The following is a 21,741-nucleotide window of genomic DNA, read 5'->3' on the forward strand; positions in this document are numbered from 1 at the left end:
TACAGAACACGACAAATTTTATGCGCCTGCACGCAAATCAACTTGAATTACTCAGCCCTGCCCGTGATACCGCCATCGCCCGCGAAGCCATTCTCCATGGCGCGGATGCGGTTTACATCGGTGGGCCTGGCTTTGGCGCTCGCCACAACGCCGGTAACAGCTTGCAAGACCTGGCCGAACTGGTGCCGTTTGCCCACCGCTACGGGGCGAAAATTTTTGTTACCCTGAACACCATTCTGCATGATGACGAACTGGAGCCTGCGCGCTCGATGATCGTCGACCTGTACGAAGCCGGGGTTGATGCGCTGATCGTGCAGGATATGGGCGTGCTGGAAATGGATCTGCCGCCGATCGAGCTGCACGCCAGTACCCAGTGCGACATTCGTAGCGTGGAAAAAGCGAAGTTTCTGTCCGATGCAGGTTTCTCGCAAATCGTGCTGGCGCGCGAGCTGAACCTGCAGCAAATTGCCGCCATTCACCAGAATGTTGACGCGACGATTGAATTCTTCATTCACGGCGCGCTGTGCGTGGCGTATTCCGGGCAGTGTAATATTTCCCACGCCCAGACCGGGCGCAGCGCCAACCGCGGCGACTGCTCGCAGGCCTGCCGCCTGCCGTACACCCTGAAAGACGATCAGGGCCGCGTCGTAGCCTACGAAAAACACCTGCTGTCGATGAAAGACAACGATCAGAGCGCCAACCTGGCGGCGCTGGTCGAGGCGGGCGTGCGCTCCTTCAAAATTGAAGGGCGTTACAAAGACATGAGCTACGTGAAAAACATCACCGCGTACTACCGCCAACTGCTGGACGAGCTGATGGAAGGGCGCAGCGACCTGACCCGTGCGTCTTCCGGCGTGACATCGCACTACTTTATTCCGTCCCCGGACAAAACGTTCCACCGCGGCAGCACTGACTACTTCGTGAACGAGCGCAAAATCGACATCGGTGCGTTCGACTCGCCAAAATTTATTGGCCTGCCGGTGGGCGAAGTGCTGAAAGTGAGCAAAGACCACCTCGACGTGACCACTACCGATACGTTGACTAACGGCGATGGCCTGAACGTGCTGATCAAGCGTGAAATCGTCGGCTTCCGCGCTAATACGGTGGAAAAAACCGGAAAAAATCAGTATCGCGTCTGGCCAAAAGAAATGCCGGAAACGCTGAAAAAAGTGCGCCCGAACCACCCGCTGAACCGTAACCTGGACCACAACTGGCAGCAGGCGCTGCTGAAAACCTCCAGCGAGCGCCGCGTGGCGGTGGATATCGAACTGAGCGGCAGCCAGCAGCAGTTGGTGATGAAAGCCACCAGCGAAGAGGGCGTCAGCGTCAGTCAAACGCTCGTCGGCCAGTTTGACGTCGCCAATAACCCGCAGAAAGCGTTCGACAGCCTGCGTGGCGGCCTGACCAAGCTGGGCCAGACCATGTACTCCGCGCGGAAAGTGAACATCTTGCTGGAAGAAGCTTTATTTGTGCCAAACGCCCAGCTTAACCAGCTGCGCCGTGATGCCATTGAAGCGCTGACCGAAGCGCGGCTGCAAAACTACCAGCGAGGCACCCGTAAAGCGGTGAGCGTGCCGCCGCCGGTCTACCCGGACAGCCATTTAAGCTTCCTGGCGAACGTGTATAACCATAAAGCGCGTGAGTTTTATCACCGCTATGGCGTGCAGCTGATTGACGCTGCCTATGAAGCACATGAAGAGAAGGGCGAAGTGCCGGTGATGATCACCAAGCACTGCCTGCGCTTTGCGTTTAACCTTTGCCCGAAACAGGCAAAAGGGAACATCAAGAGCTGGAAAGCGACCCCAATGCAGCTGGTGCACGGCGATGAAGTGCTGACGCTGAAATTTGACTGCCGCCCGTGCGAAATGCACGTGATCGGCAAGATGAAGAACCACATCCTGAAGATGCCGCTGCCGGGGAGCGTGGTGGCATCCATTAGCCCGGACGATTTGATGAAAACGCTGCCGGGGAAAGCGAAGCGTTAATTTCATTGCTTATTATTTAAAACCGCCTGCTTCAGGCGGTTTTTTTAACCACGCAGGGAGGATGCATTATTATTTGTCACTTACGGAATTATTCCGCTATTCAACAAACATGCCTTAATCATGATATTCAGATGACAAGCAGGGGTTGTGAAGGGCATAGGCTCGCCAGCCGACGCTTAACGTCACGATTTTTCGTTATATCTCATTTTCTTAATACTGTTCTAAGATTTCTTTGTTAAATTCTTTTCATTGATAAGATGTTTAGCTAAACAGGCCGTACTTCCCTAGTGTTGTGCTTTTATTTAATTAGCCTGATTCATTATCCCGTCAGCTTTTGGCGTTTAGCGATTTAATAAGGAATCCACGTAATGAGTGATTTTCTGCCTTTTTCACGCCCGGCGTTAGGTGCGGAAGAAATTGCAGCGGTAACGGAAGTCATGCAATCCGGCTGGATCACAACCGGGCCGAAAAACCAGGCGCTTGAGAAAGCATTTTGCGACTTAACCGGCAATAAACATGCCATTGCGGTAAGCTCGGCCACCGGCGGGATGCACGTTACCCTGATGGCGCTTGGGCTGCAGGCAGGTGACGAGGTGATTACTCCCTCGCTGACCTGGGTCTCCACGCTCAACATGATTGTGCTGCTGGGCGCCGAACCGGTGATGATCGACGTCGATCGCGACACGCTGATGGTTACGCCAGAAGCCATTGAAGCGGCCATTACTCCACGCACTAAAGCGATCATTCCCGTGCACTACGCGGGCGCGCCTGCCGACATCGACGCTATTCGCGCCATCGGGGAACGTCACGGCATTCCGGTGATTGAAGATGCTGCGCACGCCGCGGGCACCGAGTACAAAGGCAAGCACGTTGGCGGCAAGGGCACGGCTATCTTCTCTTTCCACGCCATCAAAAACATGACCTGCGCCGAAGGCGGCCTGATCGTCACCGACGACGACCAGTTTGCTAACCGCATTCGTAGCCTGAAATTCCACGGTCTGGGCGTAGATGCCTTTGACCGTCAGACGCATGGCCGCGCGCCGCAGGCTGAAGTTATCTCCCCGGGGTTCAAATACAACCTTGCGGACATTAACGCGGCTATCGCGCTGGTGCAGCTGGGCAAGCTGGAGCAAATCAACGTCCGTCGGCAGGAAATCGCCGAACGCTACCTCAAAGAGCTGGCCGACACGCCATTCCTGCCGTTGGCCACCCCGACCTGGCAGCATCGCCATGCCTGGCATCTGTTTATCATCCGCGTGGATGAAGCCACCTGCGGCATTTCCCGCAGCGGCCTGATGGAAGCGCTGAAAGAGCGCGGCATCGGCACCGGCCTGCACTTCCGCGCGGCGCACACCCAGAAGTATTACCGCGAGCGCTATCCGCAGCTTCAACTGCCGAACAGCGACTGGAACAGCGAGCGCATTTGCTCTATTCCACTGTTCCCAACCATGACCGACGATGACACTTCCCGCGTCATTACCGCTTTACGTGAAATAGCAGGACTCTAAGATGACGACCCCGGAACCGATCAAGAAAGTTTCCGTTGTGATCCCGGTGTACAACGAACAGGACAGCCTGCCTGAACTGCTGCGTCGTACCACTGAAGCTTGTCAAAAGCTGAACCGTGATTACGAAATTCTCCTTATTGATGATGGCAGCAGCGATGACTCTGCCGCCATGCTGACCCGCGCGGCAGAAGCCCCGGACAGCCACATCGTCGCGGTGCTGCTGAACCGTAACTATGGCCAGCACTCGGCCATTATGGCGGGCTTTAGCCACGTCACCGGCGATCTTATCGTCACCCTGGATGCTGACCTGCAGAACCCGCCGGAAGAGATCCCGCGCCTGGTTGAGAAAGCCGACGAAGGCTATGACGTGGTGGGCACAGTGCGCCAGAACCGTCAGGACAGTTGGTTCCGCAAGCGTGCGTCAAAAATGATCAACCACCTGATCCAGCGCACCACCGGTAAAGCGATGGGCGACTACGGCTGTATGCTGCGCGCCTACCGCCGCCATATCATTGACGCGATGCTGCACTGCCACGAACGCAGTACCTTTATCCCGATTCTGGCCAACACCTTTGCCCGTCGCGCCATCGAAATCCCGGTGCACCACGACGAGCGTCAGTTTGGCGACTCGAAGTACAGCTTCATGCGCCTGATCAACCTGATGTATGACCTGATCACCTGCCTGACCACAACGCCGCTGCGTTTACTTAGCGTCGTCGGCAGCATTATCGCACTGTCCGGTTTTGCCCTCGCGGTACTGCTGGTGGTGTTACGTCTTGCTCTTGGCCCGCAGTGGGCGGCGGACGGAGTGTTTATGCTCTTCGCCGTTCTGTTCACCTTTATTGGCGCCCAGTTCATCGGAATGGGGCTGCTGGGTGAGTACATTGGCCGTATCTATAACGACGTGCGTGCTCGCCCTCGTTACTTTATTCAACGCGTAGTTAGCAGTGAAACCGCTTTATCTTCAGAGGAAAATCAATAATGAAAGCAGTTGTTTTCGCCTATCACGATATGGGCTGTGTGGGTGTTCGTGCCCTGGTTGAAGCAGGCTATGACATTGCAGCAATTTATACTCACCCGGATAACGCCGCTGAGAATAACTTCTTCGGTTCTGTGGCCCGCACGGCGGCAGAATTCGGCATCCCGGTTTTTGCTCCTGAAGATGTGAACCACCCGCTGTGGGTCGACCGCATTAAAGACGCACAGCCTGAAGTGATTTTCTCCTTCTACTACCGCAACCTGCTGAGCGAAGAGATTCTGGACTGCGCTTCCGTCGGGGCATTTAACCTCCACGGCTCCCTGCTGCCTAAATTCCGTGGCCGCGCGCCGCTGAACTGGGTGCTGGTGAAAGGTGAAACCGAAACGGGCGTTACCCTGCATCGCATGGTGAAACGCGCGGACGCGGGCGACATCGTTGCTCAGGAACGCGTGGCGATTGCCGCAGAAGATACTGCCCTGACCCTGCACCACAAACTGTGCGAAACCGCGAAATCCCTGCTGGCGAAAAGCCTGCCGGTGATCAAAACCGGTCACTTCCCGCAGACCGCTCAGGACGAATCCAAAGCGACCTATTTCGGCGGCCGTTCGCCTAAAGATGGCGCGATCAGCTGGGAAGGCTCTGCAGCAGAAGCTAACAACCTGGTGCGTGCGGTGACCGAACCGTGGCCAGGCGCGTTCAGCTACGTGGGCGGCGGCAAATTCATCATCTGGAAAAGCCGCGTGCTGGAAAGCAACAATGGCGCGAAAGCCGGGACAGTTATCTCCGTTAACCCGCTGGTGATTGCCTGCGGCACCGGTGCTCTGGAAGTCGTGACCGGCCAGGCTGAAAACGGCGTGTACATGCAGGGTTCCCAGCTGGCACAGTCTCTGGGCCTGGTTAGCGGCGCGATTCTGAGCAGCAAACCTGTTTCCGCTATCAAACGTCGTACCCGCGTACTGATTCTGGGCGTGAACGGCTTTATCGGTAATCACCTGACCGAACGTCTGCTGCGTGATGACAACTTCGAAATCTTCGGCCTGGACATCGGTTCCGACGCGATTTCTCGCTTCATCGGCAACGAGCGTTTCCACTTTGTGGAAGGTGACATCAGCATTCACTCCGAGTGGATCGAATACCACATTAAGAAGTGTGACGTTGTTCTGCCGCTGGTAGCCATCGCGACGCCAATCGAATACACCCGTAACCCGCTGCGAGTGTTCGAACTCGACTTCGAAGAGAACCTGAAGATCATCCGCGACTGCGTGAAATACAAAAAACGCATTATCTTCCCGTCCACCTCCGAAGTGTACGGCATGTGCACCGACAAGTCGTTTGACGAAGATAACTCCCCGCTGATCGTTGGGCCAATCAACAAACAGCGCTGGATCTACTCCGTGTCCAAACAGCTGCTTGACCGTGTTATCTGGGCATACGGCGAAAAAGAAGGGCTGCGCTTCACGCTGTTCCGTCCGTTTAACTGGATGGGCCCGCGTCTGGACAACCTGAACGCCGCGCGTATCGGTAGCTCCCGTGCCATTACCCAGCTGATCCTGAACCTGGTCGAAGGTTCTCCGATCAAGCTTATCGACGGCGGCAAGCAGAAGCGCTGCTTCACCGACATCGGCGACGGCATCGAAGCGCTGTTCCGCATTATTGAAAACAAAAACAATAACTGTGACGGCCAGATCATCAACATCGGTAACCCGGACAACGAAGCGAGCATCAAACAGCTGGCAGAAATGCTGCTGGAAAGCTTCGAACGTCATCCGCTGCGTAGCCAGTTCCCACCGTTCGCCGGTTTCCGCGAAGTGGAAAGCAGCGCCTACTACGGCAAAGGTTATCAGGACGTTGAGCACCGTAAGCCAAGCATCCGCAACGCCCAGCGCCTGCTGGAGTGGACGCCTGAAGTGCACATGGAAAAAACCATCGACGAGACGCTGGACTTCTTCCTGAAAACCGTTGAGCTGACGGACCCTGCTTCATGAGAAAAGTCGGCCTGCGTATTGATGTCGACACCTGGCGAGGCACCCGTGAAGGGGTGCCAAACCTTCTGGAGACGCTAAGTTTACACTCGACTCAGGCAACCTTTTTCTTCAGCGTTGGGCCAGACAACATGGGGCGCCACTTGTGGCGCCTGATCAAGCCTAAATTCCTGTGGAAGATGCTGCGCTCCAACGCAGCATCGCTGTATGGCTGGGACATTCTGCTGGCGGGTACCGCGTGGCCGGGGCGCGTGATTGGCGCAGGCAACGCAGAGGTTATCGCGGCGGCGGCGGACCACCATGAGGTGGGCCTCCATGCCTGGGATCACCATGCCTGGCAGGCCTGGGCGGGCGTCTGGGAACAGGACAAGCTCGAACAGCAAATTCGCCGTGGGCTGGATGCGCTGCAGAAAATTGTCGGGCAGCCTGTAAACTGCTCGGCCGTGGCGGGCTGGCGTGCTGACCAGCGCGTGGTGAAAGCGAAAGCCGCTTTCCCGTTCCAGTACAACAGCGACTGCCGTGGTACTACGCCGTTTATCCCCGTTCTGTCTAACGGTAGCGAGGCTGCGGTGCAAATTCCCGTGACGCTGCCAACGTGGGACGAGGTGATTGGTACCGAAGTCAGTAAAGAGAACTTTAACCGCTTTATCCTGGATAAAATTCACCAGGACAGCGGCACACCGGTTTACACCATTCATGCCGAAGTCGAAGGGATGGTGATGCGAGATTCCTTTAGTGAATTGCTGGCGATGGCTGCCGCCGAGGGGGTTCAGTTCTGCCCGCTTAGCGAGCTTCTGCCGGACGATTTATCCACGCTGCCGAGAGGCAAAATTGTGCGCGGGACAATTCCAGGCCGCGAAGGCTGGCTGGGTTGCCAACAACTTATAGAGTCGTGAACCGATGAAATCTGCAAAATATGGAATGACCCTTCTGGTCTGTTTTGCCTTGCTTTACCTTGTCCCTCTGGAGTTTCGTCACCTGTGGCAGCCGGATGAGACGCGCTATGCGGAAATCAGCCGTGAAATGCTGCTGTCTGGCAACTGGATCGTTCCTCATTTCCTTGATCTGCGCTATTTCGAAAAGCCGGTGGCGGGGTACTGGATCAACAACATCAGCCAATTCATCTTCGGTCATAACAATTTTGCCGTGCGTTTTGGTTCCGTGTTTTCGGTGACCCTGAGCGCGCTGCTGACCTACTGGCTGGCGTTCCGCCTGTGGCGCGATAAAACGATCGCGGTGCTGGCCGGGGTTATTTTCCTCACCTGCCTGCTGGTCTACGGCATCGGCACGTATTCCGTGCTCGACCCGATGATCACCCTGTGGCTGACGGCGGCGATGTGCAGCTTCTGGCTGGCCAGTACCGCACAAACCACCGGCGGCAAGATGGGTGGCTACGTGCTGCTGGGCCTGGCCTGCGGCATGGGCGTGATGACCAAAGGGTTCCTGGCGCTTGCGGTGCCGGTGATTGGCGTTCTGCCGTGGGTGATTGCACAGAAACGCTGGAAAGAGGTGTTGTTGTTCGGGCCGCTGGCGGTGCTGAGCGCCGTGCTAATTACGCTGCCGTGGGCGATTGCGATCGCCAAAGCCGAGCCTGACTTCTGGCACTACTTCTTCTGGGTGGAGCACATTCAGCGCTTCGCTGAGAAAGACGCGCAGCATAAAGCCCCGTTCTGGTACTACATTCCGTTCCTGATTGCAGGCTCTCTGCCATGGCTTGCTCTGCTGCCGGGCGCGCTGAAAAGCGGCTGGAAAAGCCGAGGCGAGCAGGGCGGTGCGTTCTACCTGCTGGGCTGGGTTGTGATGCCGTTGCTGTTCTTTAGCATCGCCAAAGGCAAACTGCCGACCTACATTCTGCCGTGCTTTGCACCGCTGGCTATCCTGATGGCGCGTCATGCCGTTGAGCTGGCGAAAAGCGGCTCCGCTATTTTACGCGTCAACGGCTGGATTAACCTGCTGTTTGGGGCGGCCTGCGTGATCACGGTCGCCTTCTTCCTGGCACCGTGGGGGCTGGCAAGACATCCGGTGTATGCCGCCAATGAAACGCTGAAAGTTGTACTGGCGTGCGTGGCCTTTGCCGTCTGGGGGCTGTTCGGTCTTTTGACCCTGAGCCAGACCGCTAAACGCTGGTACTGGGCGGCGCTGTGCCCGCTGGGTCTGGCGCTGCTGGTGGGTGTGGTGATTCCATCGAAAGTGGAAAATTCCAAGCAGCCGCAGGCGTTCATTCATGAAATGCGTCCGCAGCTGGAAGACAGTCGCTACATCTTCACCAACAACGTCGGCATTGCCGCCGGAGTGGCGTGGGAGCTGAAGCGGAGCGATATCAATCTTTATAATCAGGCGGGCGAGCTGCGCTACGGCCTTGATTATCCGGATGTATCTAACCGCTTTGTTTACGGTGATGAGTTCGCATCCTGGCTGGCGGAACACCGCAAGCTGGGCAAAGTGTCGCTGATGCTGCTGGTGTCGAATAACACCGATCTCAATGACCTGAAGCTGCCGGAGCCGGATCACCGGGCCAACAGCGGGCGCTTTGTGCTGTTTGAGTACGACGCGCAACCATGAATATTGCGCTGATTATTCTGGCCAGTTTGCTTAGCTGCGGCGGGCAGCTGTGCCAGAAGCAGGCGGCTCAGGGGGCGGGGCGCCGCCACCTGATGCTGTGGCTTGGGCTGAGCGTTCTGTTATTAGGGCTGGGGATGCTCGTCTGGCTGCTGGTGCTCCAGCACGTCGAGGTGAGCATCGCTTACCCCATGCTGAGCCTGAACTTTATTTTTGTCACCCTTGCCGCGCGCTGGATCTGGAAAGAGAAAATTTCGGCGCACCACTGGCTGGGCGTGATGCTGATCATTCTGGGGATTATCGCGCTGGGAGGGCACGCCTGATGGGCTATATCTGGGCGTTAATGAGCGTGCTGCTGGTCAGCGGGGCGCAGCTCAGCATGAAATGGGCGATGGTTCAGTTTCCTCCCGCTGCAGCGAGCCTTGAGTTTATTCAGGCCGTGTTGTTTGGCGGTTACGGGCTGCTGGCGCTGATCGGTGGGCTCGCGGCCTACGCGTTTTCCATGGGCTGCTGGTATATGGCGTTGAAACGCATTCCGCTCAGTAAAGCGTATCCGCTTTTAAGCCTGAGCTATGTGCTGGTGTGGTTCGCGGCTATTAATCTGCCGTGGCTTAACGAAGCGTTCAGTCCGGGCAAACTTCTCGGCGTGGCGGCGATTTTCGTCGGTCTGGTGCTGATTTGTCTGCCTCATCAGCTACGCCACAAAAAGGAAAAGTAATGCGCTAGTTGTTCAGGCAAACTGACGGCAACCTGATGAAAACTGGATGCGAAGTATGAACCCACATATCATTGAAGTGCCGTTAGAAAAGTCTTATCGCCTGATCAACCACGGCCCAACCGTGCTGGTGTCTGCCCACCACAATGGCGTGGACGACGTGATGACCGCCGCCTGGGCCTGTGCGCTGGATTTTACCCCATCCAAGCTGATGGTGGTGCTGGATAAAATCACCGCCACCCGCACGCTTATCGAAAACAGCGGCACCTTTGTGATTCAGGTGCCCTGTGCCGCCCAGCTCAAAATGACCCATTTTCTGGGTACCCACAGCCTGAAAGAGATGCCCGACAAGCTCGAACAATCCGGCGTGGAGCTGTTCCGCGCCCCTGGCCACAGCGTACCGCTGGTCGCGGGCTGCACGGCCTGGATGGTCTGCAGGCTTATCCCCGAACCGCATAACCATCAGGCCCACGACCTGTTTATCGGCGAAGTTATCGGTGCCTGGGCTGACGACCGGGTGTTCCAGAACGGTCACTGGTCGTTTGAAACCTCCCCGCCGGAATACCGCAGCCTGCACTATATTGCCGGCGGCCAGTTCTACGCCATCGGCGAATCGCTGGTGGTACCGGGCGTGGAGGCGTCATGAAGAAGATTGAATTACCCGCCGAAGACTACCGCAAGCTGAGCGACTTTATCAGCGACTGGCTGGACGACAAGCACGACCTGCAAATAGGGCAGTTTGAAGCCGAATTCTTCCTTGACGAGCTGGTGAAAAAAATGGCACCTGCGCTCTACAACAAAGGACTGGACGATGCGCTGGCGGTAGCCCAAAGCAACATGCTGACGCTGGAAGAGTTGCTGGATCTGGAAAAAATCGTCGATTAGTTTTGCCTGCGATCTTGCCATTATTGAATGACTAAAGGGGCGCATTGCGCCCCTTTTTCGTATTACTGATTAACCGGCACAACCGCACCGTGATATTTCTCGTTGATCCAGTCCTGAATCTGCTTAGAGTGCAGGACTTTCACCAGCTCGACGATGTCATGTTTCTTCACGTCGGCGCGGTGCACGGTAATGATATTGGCATACGGGTTGCCTTCGGCGCTTTCGACGGCAATCGGATCTTTAATCGGGTTCAGGCCCGCATCCAGCGCGTAGTTGGCGTTGATCACCACCGCATCGCCTTCGTTGTTGGCGTACATCTGCGGCAGCAGGGCGGCTTCAATATCCGCTTTGAACTGCAGGTTTTTCGGGTTGCTGGCAATGTCGCTGATGCGCGCGTTAACCGGCTTCACGCCAGGTTTCAGGGTGATCACGCCTTCGCGCTGGAAGATAGCCAGAATACGACCTTCTTCGGCCACCGAGTCACGCAGAATGATTTTGCCGTTCTGCGGCAGATCCTTCAGGCTTTTATATTTCTTCGAATAGATGCCGATCGGCTCTACGTGGATTGCCCCGGCGCTGACGAAATCGTAGTTTTTATCGCCTTTATGATCCTGTAGCACCGAATCCAGATAGGGCTGATGCTGGAAGTAGTTGGCGTCAATCTCATGCTCGGCCAGCGCGGTATTCGGCAGGATATAGTCCTGGAAGGTTTTGATCTCAAGATCGATGCCTTCTTTCGCCAGAATCGGCTTCGCCTGCTCGAGAATTTCCGCATGCGGGACGTTGGAGGCGCCCACAATCAGTTTTTCAGCGGCGTTGGCGTGAAGACTTAACGCGGTTAAAGAAGCCAGAGCTAACATCATAAACTGTTTTTTCATTATTTCGTCCAGTCGTGATTAGTGATTAAAAGTGCATTGCCGTGGAATTCCAGGCGGCAGTGTGTGCTTCTGTCGCCCGAAAGGTGTGAAAGCCGTTAGCGTTTATCGAGCAGGTGTGTGATGCGGTCGCCGATAAACTGAATAATAAAAACGATCGCCAGAATAGTGGCCGTGGCCACCAGCGTGACGTCATTATGGTTACGCTGGAAACCTTCCAGATAGGCGAGGTTGCCTAAGCCGCCAGCACCGATAACCCCAGCCATGGCGCTGTAGCTCACCAGCGCAATCAGAGTGACAGTCATCCCGGACACCAGCGCCGGAGAGGATTCAGGCAGCAGCACGCGGAAGATCAGCGTGTGGGTTTTGGCCCCCATTGAACGCGTGGCTTCAATAACGCCTTTATCGACTTCGCGCAGTGCAATTTCCACCAGGCGGGCGTAGAAGGGGGCCGCCCCGACGATCAGCGCCGGCAGCGCGGCGTTGGTGCCGAGAATGGTGCCAACCAGCGTTTTCGTGAAGGGGATCAGCAGGACGATCAGAATGATGAACGGGATCGAGCGGAAGACGTTGACCAGCACGGTCACCACCGAGTAAACCAGTCGATTCTGCAACAGTTGACCGCGAGAAGTGAGAAACAGCAGCACGCCGAGGGCGATGCCAAACACGAACGTTGCCACTCCCGACCAGGCCGTCATGTAGAGCGTTTCGCCTGTGGCGGCCCACAGTTTGTCCAGTTTTAAATGCGGGAAGTATTGCTCAAGCATGTCGAATAACCTCAGTCTCTACCCGCTTTTGATTCAGGTATTGCACAATATTTTCTAGCTGGCTGGCGTCATCCATATGGACGTACAGCTCGCCAAACGCGCCGTCTACCGTCTGGGTAATGTTGCCGTGCAGGATATTCAGCGCGACGTTAAAATGCTGAATGACATCGGCAATCACCGGCTGCTGGGCTTCTCCGCCAGGGAAAATCAGCTTCAGAATGCTGCCGCCAATGCCCTGAACCCAGAGCGGATTGAAGGGTTCTCTGGGCGTATTTTGCCCCGCAATCTGACGCACAAAAGTTTGCGTGATGGGCTGCTTCGGGTGGGTGAAAATATCCAGCACCGGGCCTTCTTCAACGATTCTGCCGTTTTCCATCACCGCTACGCGCTGACAAACTTTGCGCACCACATGCATTTCATGGGTGATGAGCACGATGGTTAAGTTGAGCTGGCGGTTAATGTCGAGCAGCAGATCGAGAATTGCGTCGGTCGTTTGCGGATCCAGCGCCGAAGTGGCTTCGTCGCACAGTAAAACATCCGGGTTATTGGCCAGCGCGCGAGCAATGCCGACTCGCTGCTTTTGGCCACCGCTTAGCTGAGCGGGCCAGGCGTTTTCGCGCCCCTCCAGCCCCACAAGCTTAATCAGCTCGTTAACACGCTGCTGAATCTGGCTTTTATTAACACCGGCAATTTGCAGGGGAAAGGCAATATTCTCGGCAACGGTCCGGGACCACAGCAGATTAAAGTGCTGAAAGACCATGCTGACTTTTAGGCGAGCCTGACGGAGCTGTTCGCCTCTGGCCTGGGCAATATCCTGCCCGGCGACAATGATCGATCCTGACGTGGGTTTCTCCAGCCCATTTAATAACCTTATTAATGTGCTTTTACCCGCGCCGCTGTAGCCAATAATGCCGTAAATCTGGCCTTTATTGACGTTGATATTAATATTATCTACGGCGGTAATGGCGCCATGTCTGCTGGCAAATATTTTTGATACGCCCGAGAGAACGATCATTATCCTGGTCCTTACCTGCTGAAATTTTCCGCAATGCAACAGCATGATATGCTGCCAATTAGCGCACGAATGCCGTGTTATGGGCGTTGAATCGTTGTTATTTGGCTGATACTACCTGCTAATACCGTTGCTCAGAAGAATATAAAGATATGACTTATAGCCATAAGAAATATAAATCCATGATGGTTCTTTCCTGACCGGGATTAATACGCTTTAGCAAAAACATGGCATTGCTTATCGTTAAATTGATTAACTGCGTTTGTTTAAATAATAATCAGCGGAGTGTGGGGGGGATAAATAATGAACGGGCTGTTAATCGATTTTATTAACGATATGTTATTGGTCGATGATTGTTCTGCCTGGTTTTTTTAGTTTTATATTGGTTCTCCCTGGTGCCGTTTTCGCTGTTATTTTCGTACCAAATTTAACAAATCTGCGCCATGCCCCGGAAATTCTAGTCTCATCAAGGTATCTTTCCCGCCTCGAGAGCGGAGATTGTCTGAAGATGTACGAATCCAATTTAGTCCTGCTGCTTCTGCAGCAGATGTGCGTGTTCCTGGTCATTGCCTGGTTAATGAGTAAAACCCGGCTGTTTATCCCCCTGATGCAGGTGACCGTGCGCTTACCCCACAAGCTGCTGTGCTACATCACCTTCTCGGTTTTCTGCATTATGGGCACCTATTTTGGTCTTCACATTGAAGGCTCCATTGCCAACACGCGCGCCATTGGCGCCGTGATGGGCGGCCTGTTAGGCGGGCCGGTGGTGGGCGGGCTGGTGGGGCTAACCGGCGGGCTGCATCGCTATTCTCTCGGTGGAATGACGGCGCTGAGCTGCATGATCTCCACCATAGCGGAAGGACTGATTGGCGGGTTAATCCACAGCGTTTTAATCCGCCGGGGCAGGACGGACAAACTGTTTAGCCCGCTGGTCGCCGGAGCGACGAGCTTTGTCGCCGAACTGGTGCAGATGATCATTATCTTGCTTATCGCACGGCCCTTTGAGGATGCACTCCACCTGGTGGAAAGCATCGCTGCGCCGATGATGGTCACCAACACGCTGGGTGCCGCCATGTTTATGCGCATTCTGCTGGATAAACGCGCGATGTTTGAGAAATACACTTCCGCGTTCTCCGCCACCGCGCTAAAGGTCGCGGCCGCAACCGAGGGGATCCTCCGGCAGGGATTCAACGAACAAAATAGCCTGAAGGTGGCGAAGGTGCTGCACCGGGAACTGGACATCAGCGCCGTGGCGATCACCGATCGGGAAAGGCTGTTGGCGTTTATTGGCACCGGGGCCGATCACCACCTGGCGGGCAAGCCTATTTCGTCGGGTTACACCTGGCAGGCCATCGAGAATAACGAAGTGGTTTACGCCGACGGCAATGAGGTGCCTTATCGCTGCTCGCTGCATCCTAACTGCAAGCTGGGGTCGACGCTGGTTATCCCGCTGCGGGGGGAAAATCAGCGGGTGATCGGTACGATAAAACTCTATGAGGCGCGTAACCGGCTGTTTAGCTCGATCAACCGCACGCTCGGCGAAGGGATTGCGCAGCTGCTGTCGGCGCAAATCCTCGCCGGGAAATATGAACAACAAAAAGCGCTGCTGGCGCAGTCCGAGATTAAGCTGCTGCATGCCCAGGTGAACCCGCACTTCTTATTTAATGCGTTGAACACGCTGAAAGCGGTTATTCGCCACGATGGCGACAAAGCCGGGCAGCTTGTGCAGTACCTCTCGACATTTTTCCGCAAAAATCTCAAGCGCCCGTCTGAAATTGTCACGCTTTCCGATGAAATTGAGCACGTGAATGCCTATCTGCAAATTGAGCTGGCGCGTTTCCAGACTCAGTTGGCGGTGGACTGGCAGGTGCCCGACGAGCTGGCGAATCAGCGTTTGCCAGCTTTCACGCTACAGCCGATTGTGGAAAACGCCATTAAACACGGCACCTCTCAGCAATTAGGCCACGGCATGATTACTATTCGTGCCCGTACAGAGGGAAAAGACGTGCTGGTGGATGTCGAGGATAATGCCGGGTTGTACCGGCCAAAAGAGAACGGTAACGGACTGGGAATGAATCTGGTGGACAAGCGGCTGCGGGCGAAGTTTGGGGAAGATTATGGCCTGGCCGTGAGCTGCGACCCCGACCGTGTTACCTGCATCACCGTGCGCCTGCCCACCGAGGAGTTGGTATGTTAAGAGTATTGATTGTGGATGATGAACCGCTGGCGCGTGAGAACCTGCGCGTCCTGCTTGAGAACGATGGCGAGATTGAGATAGTCGGGGAATGCGCCAACGCGATAGAGGCGATTAGCGCGGTGAACAAACTGCGCCCGGACGTGCTGTTTCTCGATATCCAGATGCCGCGTATTAGCGGGCTGGAAATGGTGGGGATGCTCGACGAACGCCATCGGCCACGCATTGTGTTTCTCACCGCTTTTGATGAATACGCGGTACAGGCGTTTGAGGAGTGCGCATTTGACTATCTGCTCAAACCTATCGAAGCGCAGCGGCTGCAAAAAACGCTGGCTCGCCTGCATCAGGAGAGCGAAGCGCAGGATGTTTCCCGCCTGCCGGACAGCCAGCAGCCGCTAAAATTTATCCCGTGCAGCGGCCACAGCCGCATCTGGCTGCTGCAGATGGAGGAGGTGGCCTACGTCAGCAGCCGGCTAAGCGGGGTGTATGTCACCAGCCGGGATGGCAAAGAAGGCTTTACCGAATTAACACTGCGCACGCTGGAAAGCCGCACGCCGCTGCTGCGCTGCCACCGGCAATATCTGGTGAACATGAATTATTTGCAGGAGATCCGCCTGGAGGATAACAGTCAGGCGGAGCTGTTGCTGCGGGATGGCCGCACCGTGCCGGTGAGCCGCCGCTATTTGAAGTCGTTAAAAGAGGCGGTAGGGCTTTAAGGTTATTGCTCTACGCGGCAGGTTTTAATCCGGCAAAAGCGTCGCGGATTTCGGCCTCCGGGAGCGAGACGCCGATGAACACCAGCGTGCTCTCCGGCGTTTCGTCCGGCTGCCATTCGCGGTCCCAGTCGGCGCTGTATAGGCGCTGCACGCCCTGGAACAGCAGGCGGCAGGGCTGGTCTTCAATCCACAGCATTCCTTTGTAGCGGAGCAGGTTGTTGGCGAAGCCGGACAGCAGGTTCTCCATCACGGAAGAGACGGCGGACAGCGCCACCGGGTAGTCCAGCGTCACCACAATGGATGAGACTTCATTTTGCTGCGGGGCAATGCGGTGGAAGCGAGGTTTTGTCGCCACGACGTTTTCTTCCAGCATAAAGCCGCGGGTGTTAAACAGCAGCGGAAGATCGATATTGCCGTGCAGGATAGGGTACACAGGCGCGCGTGCGTTAATGCGCTGCAGGCGTTCAGTCAATGCAGCGGATTCACCGGCTACATCGGTTTTGGTCAGTAAAATACGATCGGCGTAGCCGATTTGCGACTGGGCGAGCGGGAACTGATCCAGCTGTGAATCGGCATGTACCGCGTCGACCAGGGCGATCACGCCGTCAAGCAGGTAGCGTTCGCAGATGATTTCATGGGCGAAAAAGGCCTGCAGGATAGGGCCAGGGTCGGCCATGCCGGTGCATTCGACGATGAGCCTGTCGAAGTGGATTTCACCTTTGTCCCGGCTATCAAGCAGATCCAGCAGGGCATCTTCCAGCTCGCTTGAGCGCGTGCAGCAAATACAGCCGTTGCTCAGGGTCGTTATACGTGTGGCGCGGTCGCCAATCAGCTGACTGTCGATAGGCGTTTCGCCAAATTCATTTTCAATAACGGCAATCTTCTCGTCCTGCTGGGTATGCAGGATATGACGTAACAGGGTGGTTTTCCCTGCACCCAAAAAGCCGGTTAATACGGTTACTGCAATCGGTGTCATCGCGTCCTTCCTGTTAACAGCAGCGCATGCCGCCTTTACCGTCTCCGCCGTAGCGCGCCTGCTGGCGTTCACGGAAGAATTCTTTGTAGGTCATGGGCGGCTGATCCGGGTGGTTCGTCTGCATATGCAGCACGTAGGTATCATAGTCCGGAATGCCAACGAGCATTCTTGCCGCCTGGCCGAGGTACTTTTTTGCAGCACCTAAGTTATCAAACATTCGTCGCTCCTTTAGTGATTTAAGCCCCGCTAATGCGGGGCTGTCAGATGAAGCGATCAGTGTCCGGAAGAAATCTTAATGCCTTCTTTCGGCACAGGCTGGTAAGGCGTTTCTTTGTCCGTCGGCTGGTCGGATTTACGCGCCTCTTTCCAGGCCTTAATGCCGTAGAAAATAATGCTGTAAACCACCACCAGGAACAGAATGCTCAGGCCCGCGTTGGTGTAGTTATTGACGACAATGTGGTTCATGTTGGCGAGGTCTTGAGCCGTCAGATCCGCCCCACCGGCGGCGATACGCGCCTTATACTGGTTGGCCATGAAGAAGAAGCCTTCCATCTGCGGGTTGCTGCTAAACAGCTTCAGGCCCAGCGCCCAGGTGGTACAGATCAGCAGCCAGACCGCAGGCACCACGGTGACCCAAATGTACTGGGTACGTTTCATCTTCACCAGCACCACTGTGGCCAGCACTAATGCAACTGCCGCCAGCATCTGATTGGAGATGCCGAACAGCGGCCACAGGCTTTTCACGCCGCCCAGCGGATCGACCACGCCCTGATACAGCAGGTAGCCCCACAGGCCTACGCAGCCAGCGGTGCCGATGATACCGGCCACTAGCGAGTCGGTTTTCTTCAGGAACGGGATAAAGTTACCCAGCAGATCCTGCAGCATAAAGCGGCCAGAACGGGTGCCGGCATCCAGCGCGGTAAGAATAAACAGCGCTTCAAACAGGATCCCGAAGTGGTACCAGAAGCCCATGTCGGCGACGGGCACAATTTTGTGGAACACATGTGCAATACCGACGGCAAGCGTAGGCGCGCCGCCTGCGCGGTTAAGCACGGAAGGTTCCCCGATATCTTTTGCCGTCTGCAGGATCTGCTCAGGCGAAATCACAAAGCCCCAGGAACTGACGGTGGCGGCCGCGTGCGCGGTCACTTCCTTCAGCTGCGCCATAATCACTGGCGCGTTTTCCCCGCCCAGCTCGTGCAGGTTTGGCATGGTAAAGCCCAGACCCGCCGGTGGCGTATTCATGGCAAAGTACAGACCTGGCTCAATGATGGATGCCGCCACCAGGGCCATAACGGCCACAAATGACTCCATCAGCATCGCACCGTAGCCGATAAAGCGAGCATCGGTTTCACAGGCCAGCAGTTTTGGCGTGGTGCCGGACGCGATAAGCGCGTGGAAACCGGATACTGCGCCACAGGCAATGGTGATAAACAGGAACGGGAACAATGCACCTTTCCACAGCGGACCGGTACCATCCACGTATTGGGTAATCGCCGGCATTTTCAGCTCTGGATTGAGGATAACGATCCCAATCGCCAGGCCGACGATAACGCCGATTTTCAGGAAGGTCGCCAGGTAGTCGCGCGGGGCGAGGATCAGCCAGACCGGCAGCAGGGCGGAGACAAAGGCATAGCCGATGAGCGTAAAGGTAATGGTAGTGTCTTTAAAGGTCAGCGCCGGGCCCCAGTAAGGGTCGTGGGCAATCACGCCCCCGAAGTAAATCGAGGCGACCAGCAGCACAATCCCGATAACGGACACTTCACCGACCCTGCCTGGACGAATAAAGCGCATATAAATGCCCATAAACAGGGCAATCGGCACCGTCGAGCAAACGGTAAATACGCCCCACGGGCTTTCAGCCAGCGCTTTCACCACGATAAGAGCCAGCACGGCCAGGATAATTATCATGATCAGGAAGCAGCCAAACAGGGCAATCGTCCCCGGCACGGGCCCCATCTCTTCTTTGATCATCTCGCCAAGAGAAGCCCCGTTTCGGCGCGAGGAGATAAACAGCACCATAAAGTCCTGAACCGCCCCGGCCAGTACAACGCCTGCCAGTAGCCAGAGCACTCCGGGCAGATAGCCCATCTGCGCCGCCAGCACCGGGCCGACCAGAGGCCCGGCTCCGGCTATCGCAGCGAAGTGGTGGCCAAACAGCACGTTGCGGTTGGTCGGGACATAGTTCAGCCCATCGTTATTGATCACCGCCGGTGTGGCGCGGGTAGGATCCAGCTTCATCACCTTCTGGGCGATATAAAGGCTGTAGTAGCGGTAAGCCACCAGATAGACCGACACCGAGGCGACGACGATCCACAGGGCGCTGATGTGTTCCCCCCGTCGCAGGGCGACGACGGCCAGACAGCAGGCCCCGATGATACCCAGAATCACCCAGGGTATATGTTTGAGAAATTTATTTTTATTCATAATTCATCCGTTTGTCAGCCCTGGCGTCATGCCTGTTCGCCGTCTCGCTGAACCTGGTTGTTGTAAAAGAAGGGCATAAAAATAGCCCAGCCATAGCGTGACGATTTTTGCGGTAAGAGGGGGAAAAGAGTGGCCGAGTGGTCGTATACAGGAATAAGCGGTTGCGAGGCAGGCTAAGCGGTTTTTACCTGGCGCTAACTCACTGAAAAGTGTGATTAAGATCTCATGATAAGCAGAGAGAATTTAATGATATAGCCGGGTTGGTTTCCATTGGGCTGAGCGTAAACTTCGCTATGGGCATTGAAATAAATAATAGGATGGCATTTACGGAAATTATTGATCGTAACGTGTTATTACGACTGAATTTAAATTCCATTTCATGCGCTTATTAATACATGAGGTGGTGTTAATTGTTTGGCGTTTTTGTTTGTTCGTTTTTTGCAAAGACAGGTTGTGGTATCTCAGGACGGCGGAAGTAAGCGTGCTGCCTGCCTTAAACTGAATGTATGTCAATATATTATTAATGAATGCTTTTGTTATTAGCGTTTAAAAACATAAGGTTGCATGACTCTTTGTGGTTACATATTAATTGATGAGATTTATTATTTGTTTCTTAATTAAGCTGTTTAGCGTTGTGCAAATCGTGCTGGCAGACATAATACGCAGCAATGAAATTAATTTATGGCGATGCTTTTATGTCTTTATCTGAAAATAAATCGACTAAAACAAAAAGAAATGCGATATCCACAGCCTTGCCTTTGACAATGTTAATTACTCTGGCTATGCCGGCAGTCGCTGGCCCGGTGATCAATGTGGGTCCGTTAAATGAGTATATCTATTCCGGTAAAAACACCCTCGCCAAACGCATTCATAACTCCGGGGATGCCACGGCATTTGTACGCGTTGAGGTTAGTGAAATAGTTTATAACGAGCACAGCCCGGCAAAGGAAATTCCGCTTGATAATGCGGCCATTGTTAACGGGCAGGGCGCCGGGGTTATTTCGTCCCCGCCGCGGCTAATTATCCCTGCGGGCGGAATGCAAACCAACAGACTGGTCTATACCGGCGCCCGCAATAAAGAGTCTTATTATCGCGTGCGTTATATTCCCGTCGTGCCGAAAAACAGGGATGAATTTACGCTCAGCAAGGATGAAGTTGAAAAGTATCAGGATGCCATCAACGCCAGCGTCAGCGTACTCACCGGGTTTGGCACCATTGTGACCGTTCATCCCGATAATGTTCGCTTCGATACGCAAATTACGGATAAAGGTAAAAAACTGCTTATCAGCAACAAGGGGAATGCCTCCGTGGTTATCAGCGACCTGAAATCCTGCGATGCAACACTTAAAGACTGTAGTCCACCCGTCAATATTCAATTAAGGCCCGGCCGGAGCCTGGAGCGGGACATTGTGCCGCAAAAAATCTGGCACTACACGCTGAATGAAGGTGGTCAAAAAAAGGCGCTGAAATCAGGTTCGTAATTTGAAGTAACCCTGTTCTCTCTGTTATCAAAAGGAATGATATATGTACGCAAAAAAAATGACTTTACTCGGTGCCCTTCTGGCGACGGCATCGGCGGTTCACGCTGCTCCTCTGCAGGTTGATTTCAACGTAGAGGCGGCGATCCCTGATACTGAGTTCTTTGTCACGCCAGTTAACGGCTGGAATGCCCAGACGCAAAAAATGGCATGGAACGCGGCGACGGGCTCTCTGGATGGGTTTTCTCAGCAGCTGCAAATGAAAAATTCCGGCGGGGGCATCAAAGCCTATCTGTCCGGGCAGCCTGTGCTCAGCTCGGCCAGCGGTACGGATACTATCGATCTCCAGGTGAATATTGCCGGCCAGACGTTGCCGGTTGACGCCGTGTCAGCGGTCACGCTGTACAACACGACCGAAGCCGCAGCAGAGAAAACGGCCACCCTGACGGTAAGCCAGAAAGCGGCTGGCTCTAAACCAACGGCCGGGACCTACATCGGGGCCGTGACCATGATGTTTGATACCGTTACGCCTTAATTTTAGCGGCAGCAGTATTCATGGTGTGTTCGGTTACCGAACAATCGAGCATTGAGGAGAAAAGAGAGAGGGATTTCTCTTTTCTTTCTTCGGAAAGAAAATTTCAGGCGTTTGATATTATGGGATTCTTGCGTCCATTAACAGGGTC

At 55.0% G+C, this 21,741-nt stretch carries 20 protein-coding genes; 14 read left to right on the top strand and 6 right to left on the bottom strand.

What is annotated here, in order from left to right; all coding sequences use genetic code 11:
• The first annotated feature begins 20 nt into the window (after positions 1 to 20).
• The 10 genes from WFN87_RS09915 (at position 21) to WFN87_RS09960 (ending at position 10,613) form a co-directional block, all read left to right on the top strand.
• Entirely contained in the window at positions 21 to 1,985 is a 1,965-nt protein-coding gene (locus WFN87_RS09915; protein WP_336982711.1) for a peptidase U32 family protein, read from the top strand.
• 368 nt (positions 1,986 to 2,353) lie between these two features.
• Positions 2,354 to 3,493 carry a UDP-4-amino-4-deoxy-L-arabinose aminotransferase gene (gene arnB, locus WFN87_RS09920; protein ID WP_008460726.1) on the top strand — a complete coding sequence of 380 codons (1,140 nt, stop codon included), beginning with the start codon at positions 2,354 to 2,356 and terminating at the stop codon, positions 3,491 to 3,493.
• 1 nt (position 3,494) lies between these two features.
• Entirely contained in the window at positions 3,495 to 4,475 is a 981-nt protein-coding gene (gene arnC, locus WFN87_RS09925; protein WP_008460725.1) for an undecaprenyl-phosphate 4-deoxy-4-formamido-L-arabinose transferase, read from the top strand.
• Complete coding sequence (gene arnA, locus WFN87_RS09930; RefSeq protein WP_008460722.1) at positions 4,475 to 6,457, top strand: bifunctional UDP-4-amino-4-deoxy-L-arabinose formyltransferase/UDP-glucuronic acid oxidase ArnA; 1,983 nt, start codon at positions 4,475 to 4,477, stop codon at positions 6,455 to 6,457. Before arnC ends, arnA begins: the two co-directional genes overlap by 1 nt.
• Positions 6,454 to 7,350: a 4-deoxy-4-formamido-L-arabinose-phosphoundecaprenol deformylase gene (gene arnD / locus WFN87_RS09935; RefSeq protein WP_336982714.1), complete on the top strand. Its 897-nt coding sequence runs from the start codon at positions 6,454 to 6,456 to the stop codon at positions 7,348 to 7,350. The genes arnA and arnD overlap by 4 nt, the downstream gene beginning before the upstream one ends.
• 4 nt (positions 7,351 to 7,354) lie before the next feature.
• Positions 7,355 to 9,016, top strand: coding sequence for a lipid IV(A) 4-amino-4-deoxy-L-arabinosyltransferase (arnT, locus tag WFN87_RS09940; protein WP_008460717.1), 1,662 nt, complete (start codon positions 7,355 to 7,357; stop codon positions 9,014 to 9,016).
• Complete coding sequence (gene arnE, locus WFN87_RS09945; protein ID WP_008460715.1) at positions 9,013 to 9,336, top strand: 4-amino-4-deoxy-L-arabinose-phosphoundecaprenol flippase subunit ArnE; 324 nt, start codon at positions 9,013 to 9,015, stop codon at positions 9,334 to 9,336. The genes arnT and arnE overlap by 4 nt, the downstream gene beginning before the upstream one ends.
• Entirely contained in the window at positions 9,336 to 9,731 is a 396-nt protein-coding gene (gene arnF / locus WFN87_RS09950) for a 4-amino-4-deoxy-L-arabinose-phosphoundecaprenol flippase subunit ArnF (protein WP_008460713.1), read from the top strand. Before arnE ends, arnF begins: the two co-directional genes overlap by 1 nt.
• Positions 9,732 to 9,786: 55 nt before the next feature.
• The gene (locus WFN87_RS09955) at positions 9,787 to 10,374 is read left to right on the top strand and encodes a flavin reductase (RefSeq protein ID WP_166994226.1); all 588 of its coding nucleotides are present in this window, start codon (positions 9,787 to 9,789) and stop codon (positions 10,372 to 10,374) included.
• A complete protein-coding gene (locus WFN87_RS09960; RefSeq protein WP_008460710.1) occupies positions 10,371 to 10,613 on the top strand; it encodes a DUF2164 domain-containing protein in 243 nt (80 codons plus the stop codon). Before WFN87_RS09955 ends, WFN87_RS09960 begins: the two co-directional genes overlap by 4 nt.
• 62 nt (positions 10,614 to 10,675) lie before the next feature.
• Here WFN87_RS09960 and WFN87_RS09965 read toward each other — a convergent pair whose 3' ends face one another.
• The 3 genes from WFN87_RS09965 to WFN87_RS09975 all read right to left on the bottom strand — a co-directional run bounded on the left by WFN87_RS09965 (position 10,676) and on the right by WFN87_RS09975 (position 13,270).
• Positions 10,676 to 11,491, bottom strand: coding sequence for a MetQ/NlpA family ABC transporter substrate-binding protein (locus WFN87_RS09965; RefSeq protein ID WP_008460708.1), 816 nt, complete (start codon positions 11,489 to 11,491; stop codon positions 10,676 to 10,678).
• 95 nt (positions 11,492 to 11,586) lie between these two features.
• A complete protein-coding gene (locus tag WFN87_RS09970; protein ID WP_336982716.1) occupies positions 11,587 to 12,255 on the bottom strand; it encodes a methionine ABC transporter permease in 669 nt (222 codons plus the stop codon).
• Positions 12,248 to 13,270, bottom strand: a complete 1,023-nt coding sequence (locus WFN87_RS09975; RefSeq protein ID WP_336982718.1) for a methionine ABC transporter ATP-binding protein — start codon at positions 13,268 to 13,270, stop codon at positions 12,248 to 12,250. Before WFN87_RS09975 ends, WFN87_RS09970 begins: the two co-directional genes overlap by 8 nt.
• A 505-nt stretch (positions 13,271 to 13,775) precedes the next feature.
• Between WFN87_RS09975 and WFN87_RS09980 the strand changes: the two genes are divergently transcribed.
• Together WFN87_RS09980 and btsR are read left to right on the top strand one after the other, a co-directional pair.
• On the top strand, positions 13,776 to 15,464 hold the full coding sequence (locus WFN87_RS09980; RefSeq protein ID WP_336982720.1) for a sensor histidine kinase: 1,689 nt from the start codon (positions 13,776 to 13,778) through the stop codon (positions 15,462 to 15,464).
• On the top strand, positions 15,458 to 16,177 hold the full coding sequence (gene btsR, locus WFN87_RS09985) for a two-component system response regulator BtsR (RefSeq protein WP_008460700.1): 720 nt from the start codon (positions 15,458 to 15,460) through the stop codon (positions 16,175 to 16,177). The genes WFN87_RS09980 and btsR overlap by 7 nt, the downstream gene beginning before the upstream one ends.
• A gap of 10 nt (positions 16,178 to 16,187) precedes the next feature.
• Here btsR and yjiA read toward each other — a convergent pair whose 3' ends face one another.
• The 3 genes from yjiA to WFN87_RS10000 are packed head-to-tail and all read right to left on the bottom strand — an operon-like array spanning position 16,188 to position 19,580.
• Positions 16,188 to 17,153, bottom strand: coding sequence for a GTPase (gene yjiA, locus WFN87_RS09990; RefSeq protein ID WP_166994231.1), 966 nt, complete (start codon positions 17,151 to 17,153; stop codon positions 16,188 to 16,190).
• A gap of 13 nt (positions 17,154 to 17,166) precedes the next feature.
• Positions 17,167 to 17,370: a YbdD/YjiX family protein gene (locus WFN87_RS09995; protein ID WP_008460696.1), complete on the bottom strand. Its 204-nt coding sequence runs from the start codon at positions 17,368 to 17,370 to the stop codon at positions 17,167 to 17,169.
• A gap of 56 nt (positions 17,371 to 17,426) precedes the next feature.
• Positions 17,427 to 19,580: a carbon starvation CstA family protein gene (locus WFN87_RS10000; protein ID WP_336982723.1), complete on the bottom strand. Its 2,154-nt coding sequence runs from the start codon at positions 19,578 to 19,580 to the stop codon at positions 17,427 to 17,429.
• A gap of 812 nt (positions 19,581 to 20,392) precedes the next feature.
• On the opposite strand from WFN87_RS10000, the gene WFN87_RS10005 reads away from it, so the two are divergent.
• Positions 20,393 to 21,061: a hypothetical protein gene (locus WFN87_RS10005; RefSeq protein ID WP_336982725.1), complete on the top strand. Its 669-nt coding sequence runs from the start codon at positions 20,393 to 20,395 to the stop codon at positions 21,059 to 21,061.
• Positions 21,062 to 21,104: 43 nt separating this feature from the next.
• On the top strand, positions 21,105 to 21,593 hold the full coding sequence (locus WFN87_RS10010) for a CS1 type fimbrial major subunit (RefSeq protein WP_336982727.1): 489 nt from the start codon (positions 21,105 to 21,107) through the stop codon (positions 21,591 to 21,593).
• Positions 21,594 to 21,741: the final 148 nt, after the last annotated feature.

The sequence above is a fragment of the Cedecea sp. AS113 genome, from assembly GCF_037152415.1.
Lineage (GTDB): Bacteria > Pseudomonadota > Gammaproteobacteria > Enterobacterales > Enterobacteriaceae > Cedecea.

What these genes read in the sequence shown, in the direction of transcription:
- WFN87_RS09915 (WP_336982711.1), top strand. Translation starts at nt 21, where the DNA reads ATGCGCCTGCACGCAAATCAACTTGAATTACTCAGCCCTGCCCGTGAT.
- arnB (WP_008460726.1), top strand. Translation starts at nt 2,354, where the DNA reads ATGAGTGATTTTCTGCCTTTTTCACGCCCGGCGTTAGGTGCGGAAGAA.
- arnC (WP_008460725.1), top strand. Translation starts at nt 3,495, where the DNA reads ATGACGACCCCGGAACCGATCAAGAAAGTTTCCGTTGTGATCCCGGTG.
- arnA (WP_008460722.1), top strand. Translation starts at nt 4,475, where the DNA reads ATGAAAGCAGTTGTTTTCGCCTATCACGATATGGGCTGTGTGGGTGTT.
- arnD (WP_336982714.1), top strand. Translation starts at nt 6,454, where the DNA reads ATGAGAAAAGTCGGCCTGCGTATTGATGTCGACACCTGGCGAGGCACC.
- arnT (WP_008460717.1), top strand. Translation starts at nt 7,355, where the DNA reads ATGAAATCTGCAAAATATGGAATGACCCTTCTGGTCTGTTTTGCCTTG.
- arnE (WP_008460715.1), top strand. Translation starts at nt 9,013, where the DNA reads ATGAATATTGCGCTGATTATTCTGGCCAGTTTGCTTAGCTGCGGCGGG.
- arnF (WP_008460713.1), top strand. Translation starts at nt 9,336, where the DNA reads ATGGGCTATATCTGGGCGTTAATGAGCGTGCTGCTGGTCAGCGGGGCG.
- WFN87_RS09955 (WP_166994226.1), top strand. Translation starts at nt 9,787, where the DNA reads ATGAACCCACATATCATTGAAGTGCCGTTAGAAAAGTCTTATCGCCTG.
- WFN87_RS09960 (WP_008460710.1), top strand. Translation starts at nt 10,371, where the DNA reads ATGAAGAAGATTGAATTACCCGCCGAAGACTACCGCAAGCTGAGCGAC.
- WFN87_RS09965 (WP_008460708.1), bottom strand. Translation starts at nt 11,491, where the DNA reads ATGAAAAAACAGTTTATGATGTTAGCTCTGGCTTCTTTAACCGCGTTA.
- WFN87_RS09970 (WP_336982716.1), bottom strand. Translation starts at nt 12,255, where the DNA reads ATGCTTGAGCAATACTTCCCGCATTTAAAACTGGACAAACTGTGGGCC.
- WFN87_RS09975 (WP_336982718.1), bottom strand. Translation starts at nt 13,270, where the DNA reads ATGATCGTTCTCTCGGGCGTATCAAAAATATTTGCCAGCAGACATGGC.
- WFN87_RS09980 (WP_336982720.1), top strand. Translation starts at nt 13,776, where the DNA reads ATGTACGAATCCAATTTAGTCCTGCTGCTTCTGCAGCAGATGTGCGTG.
- btsR (WP_008460700.1), top strand. Translation starts at nt 15,458, where the DNA reads ATGTTAAGAGTATTGATTGTGGATGATGAACCGCTGGCGCGTGAGAAC.
- yjiA (WP_166994231.1), bottom strand. Translation starts at nt 17,153, where the DNA reads ATGACACCGATTGCAGTAACCGTATTAACCGGCTTTTTGGGTGCAGGG.
- WFN87_RS09995 (WP_008460696.1), bottom strand. Translation starts at nt 17,370, where the DNA reads ATGTTTGATAACTTAGGTGCTGCAAAAAAGTACCTCGGCCAGGCGGCA.
- WFN87_RS10000 (WP_336982723.1), bottom strand. Translation starts at nt 19,580, where the DNA reads ATGAATAAAAATAAATTTCTCAAACATATACCCTGGGTGATTCTGGGT.
- WFN87_RS10010 (WP_336982727.1), top strand. Translation starts at nt 21,105, where the DNA reads ATGTACGCAAAAAAAATGACTTTACTCGGTGCCCTTCTGGCGACGGCA.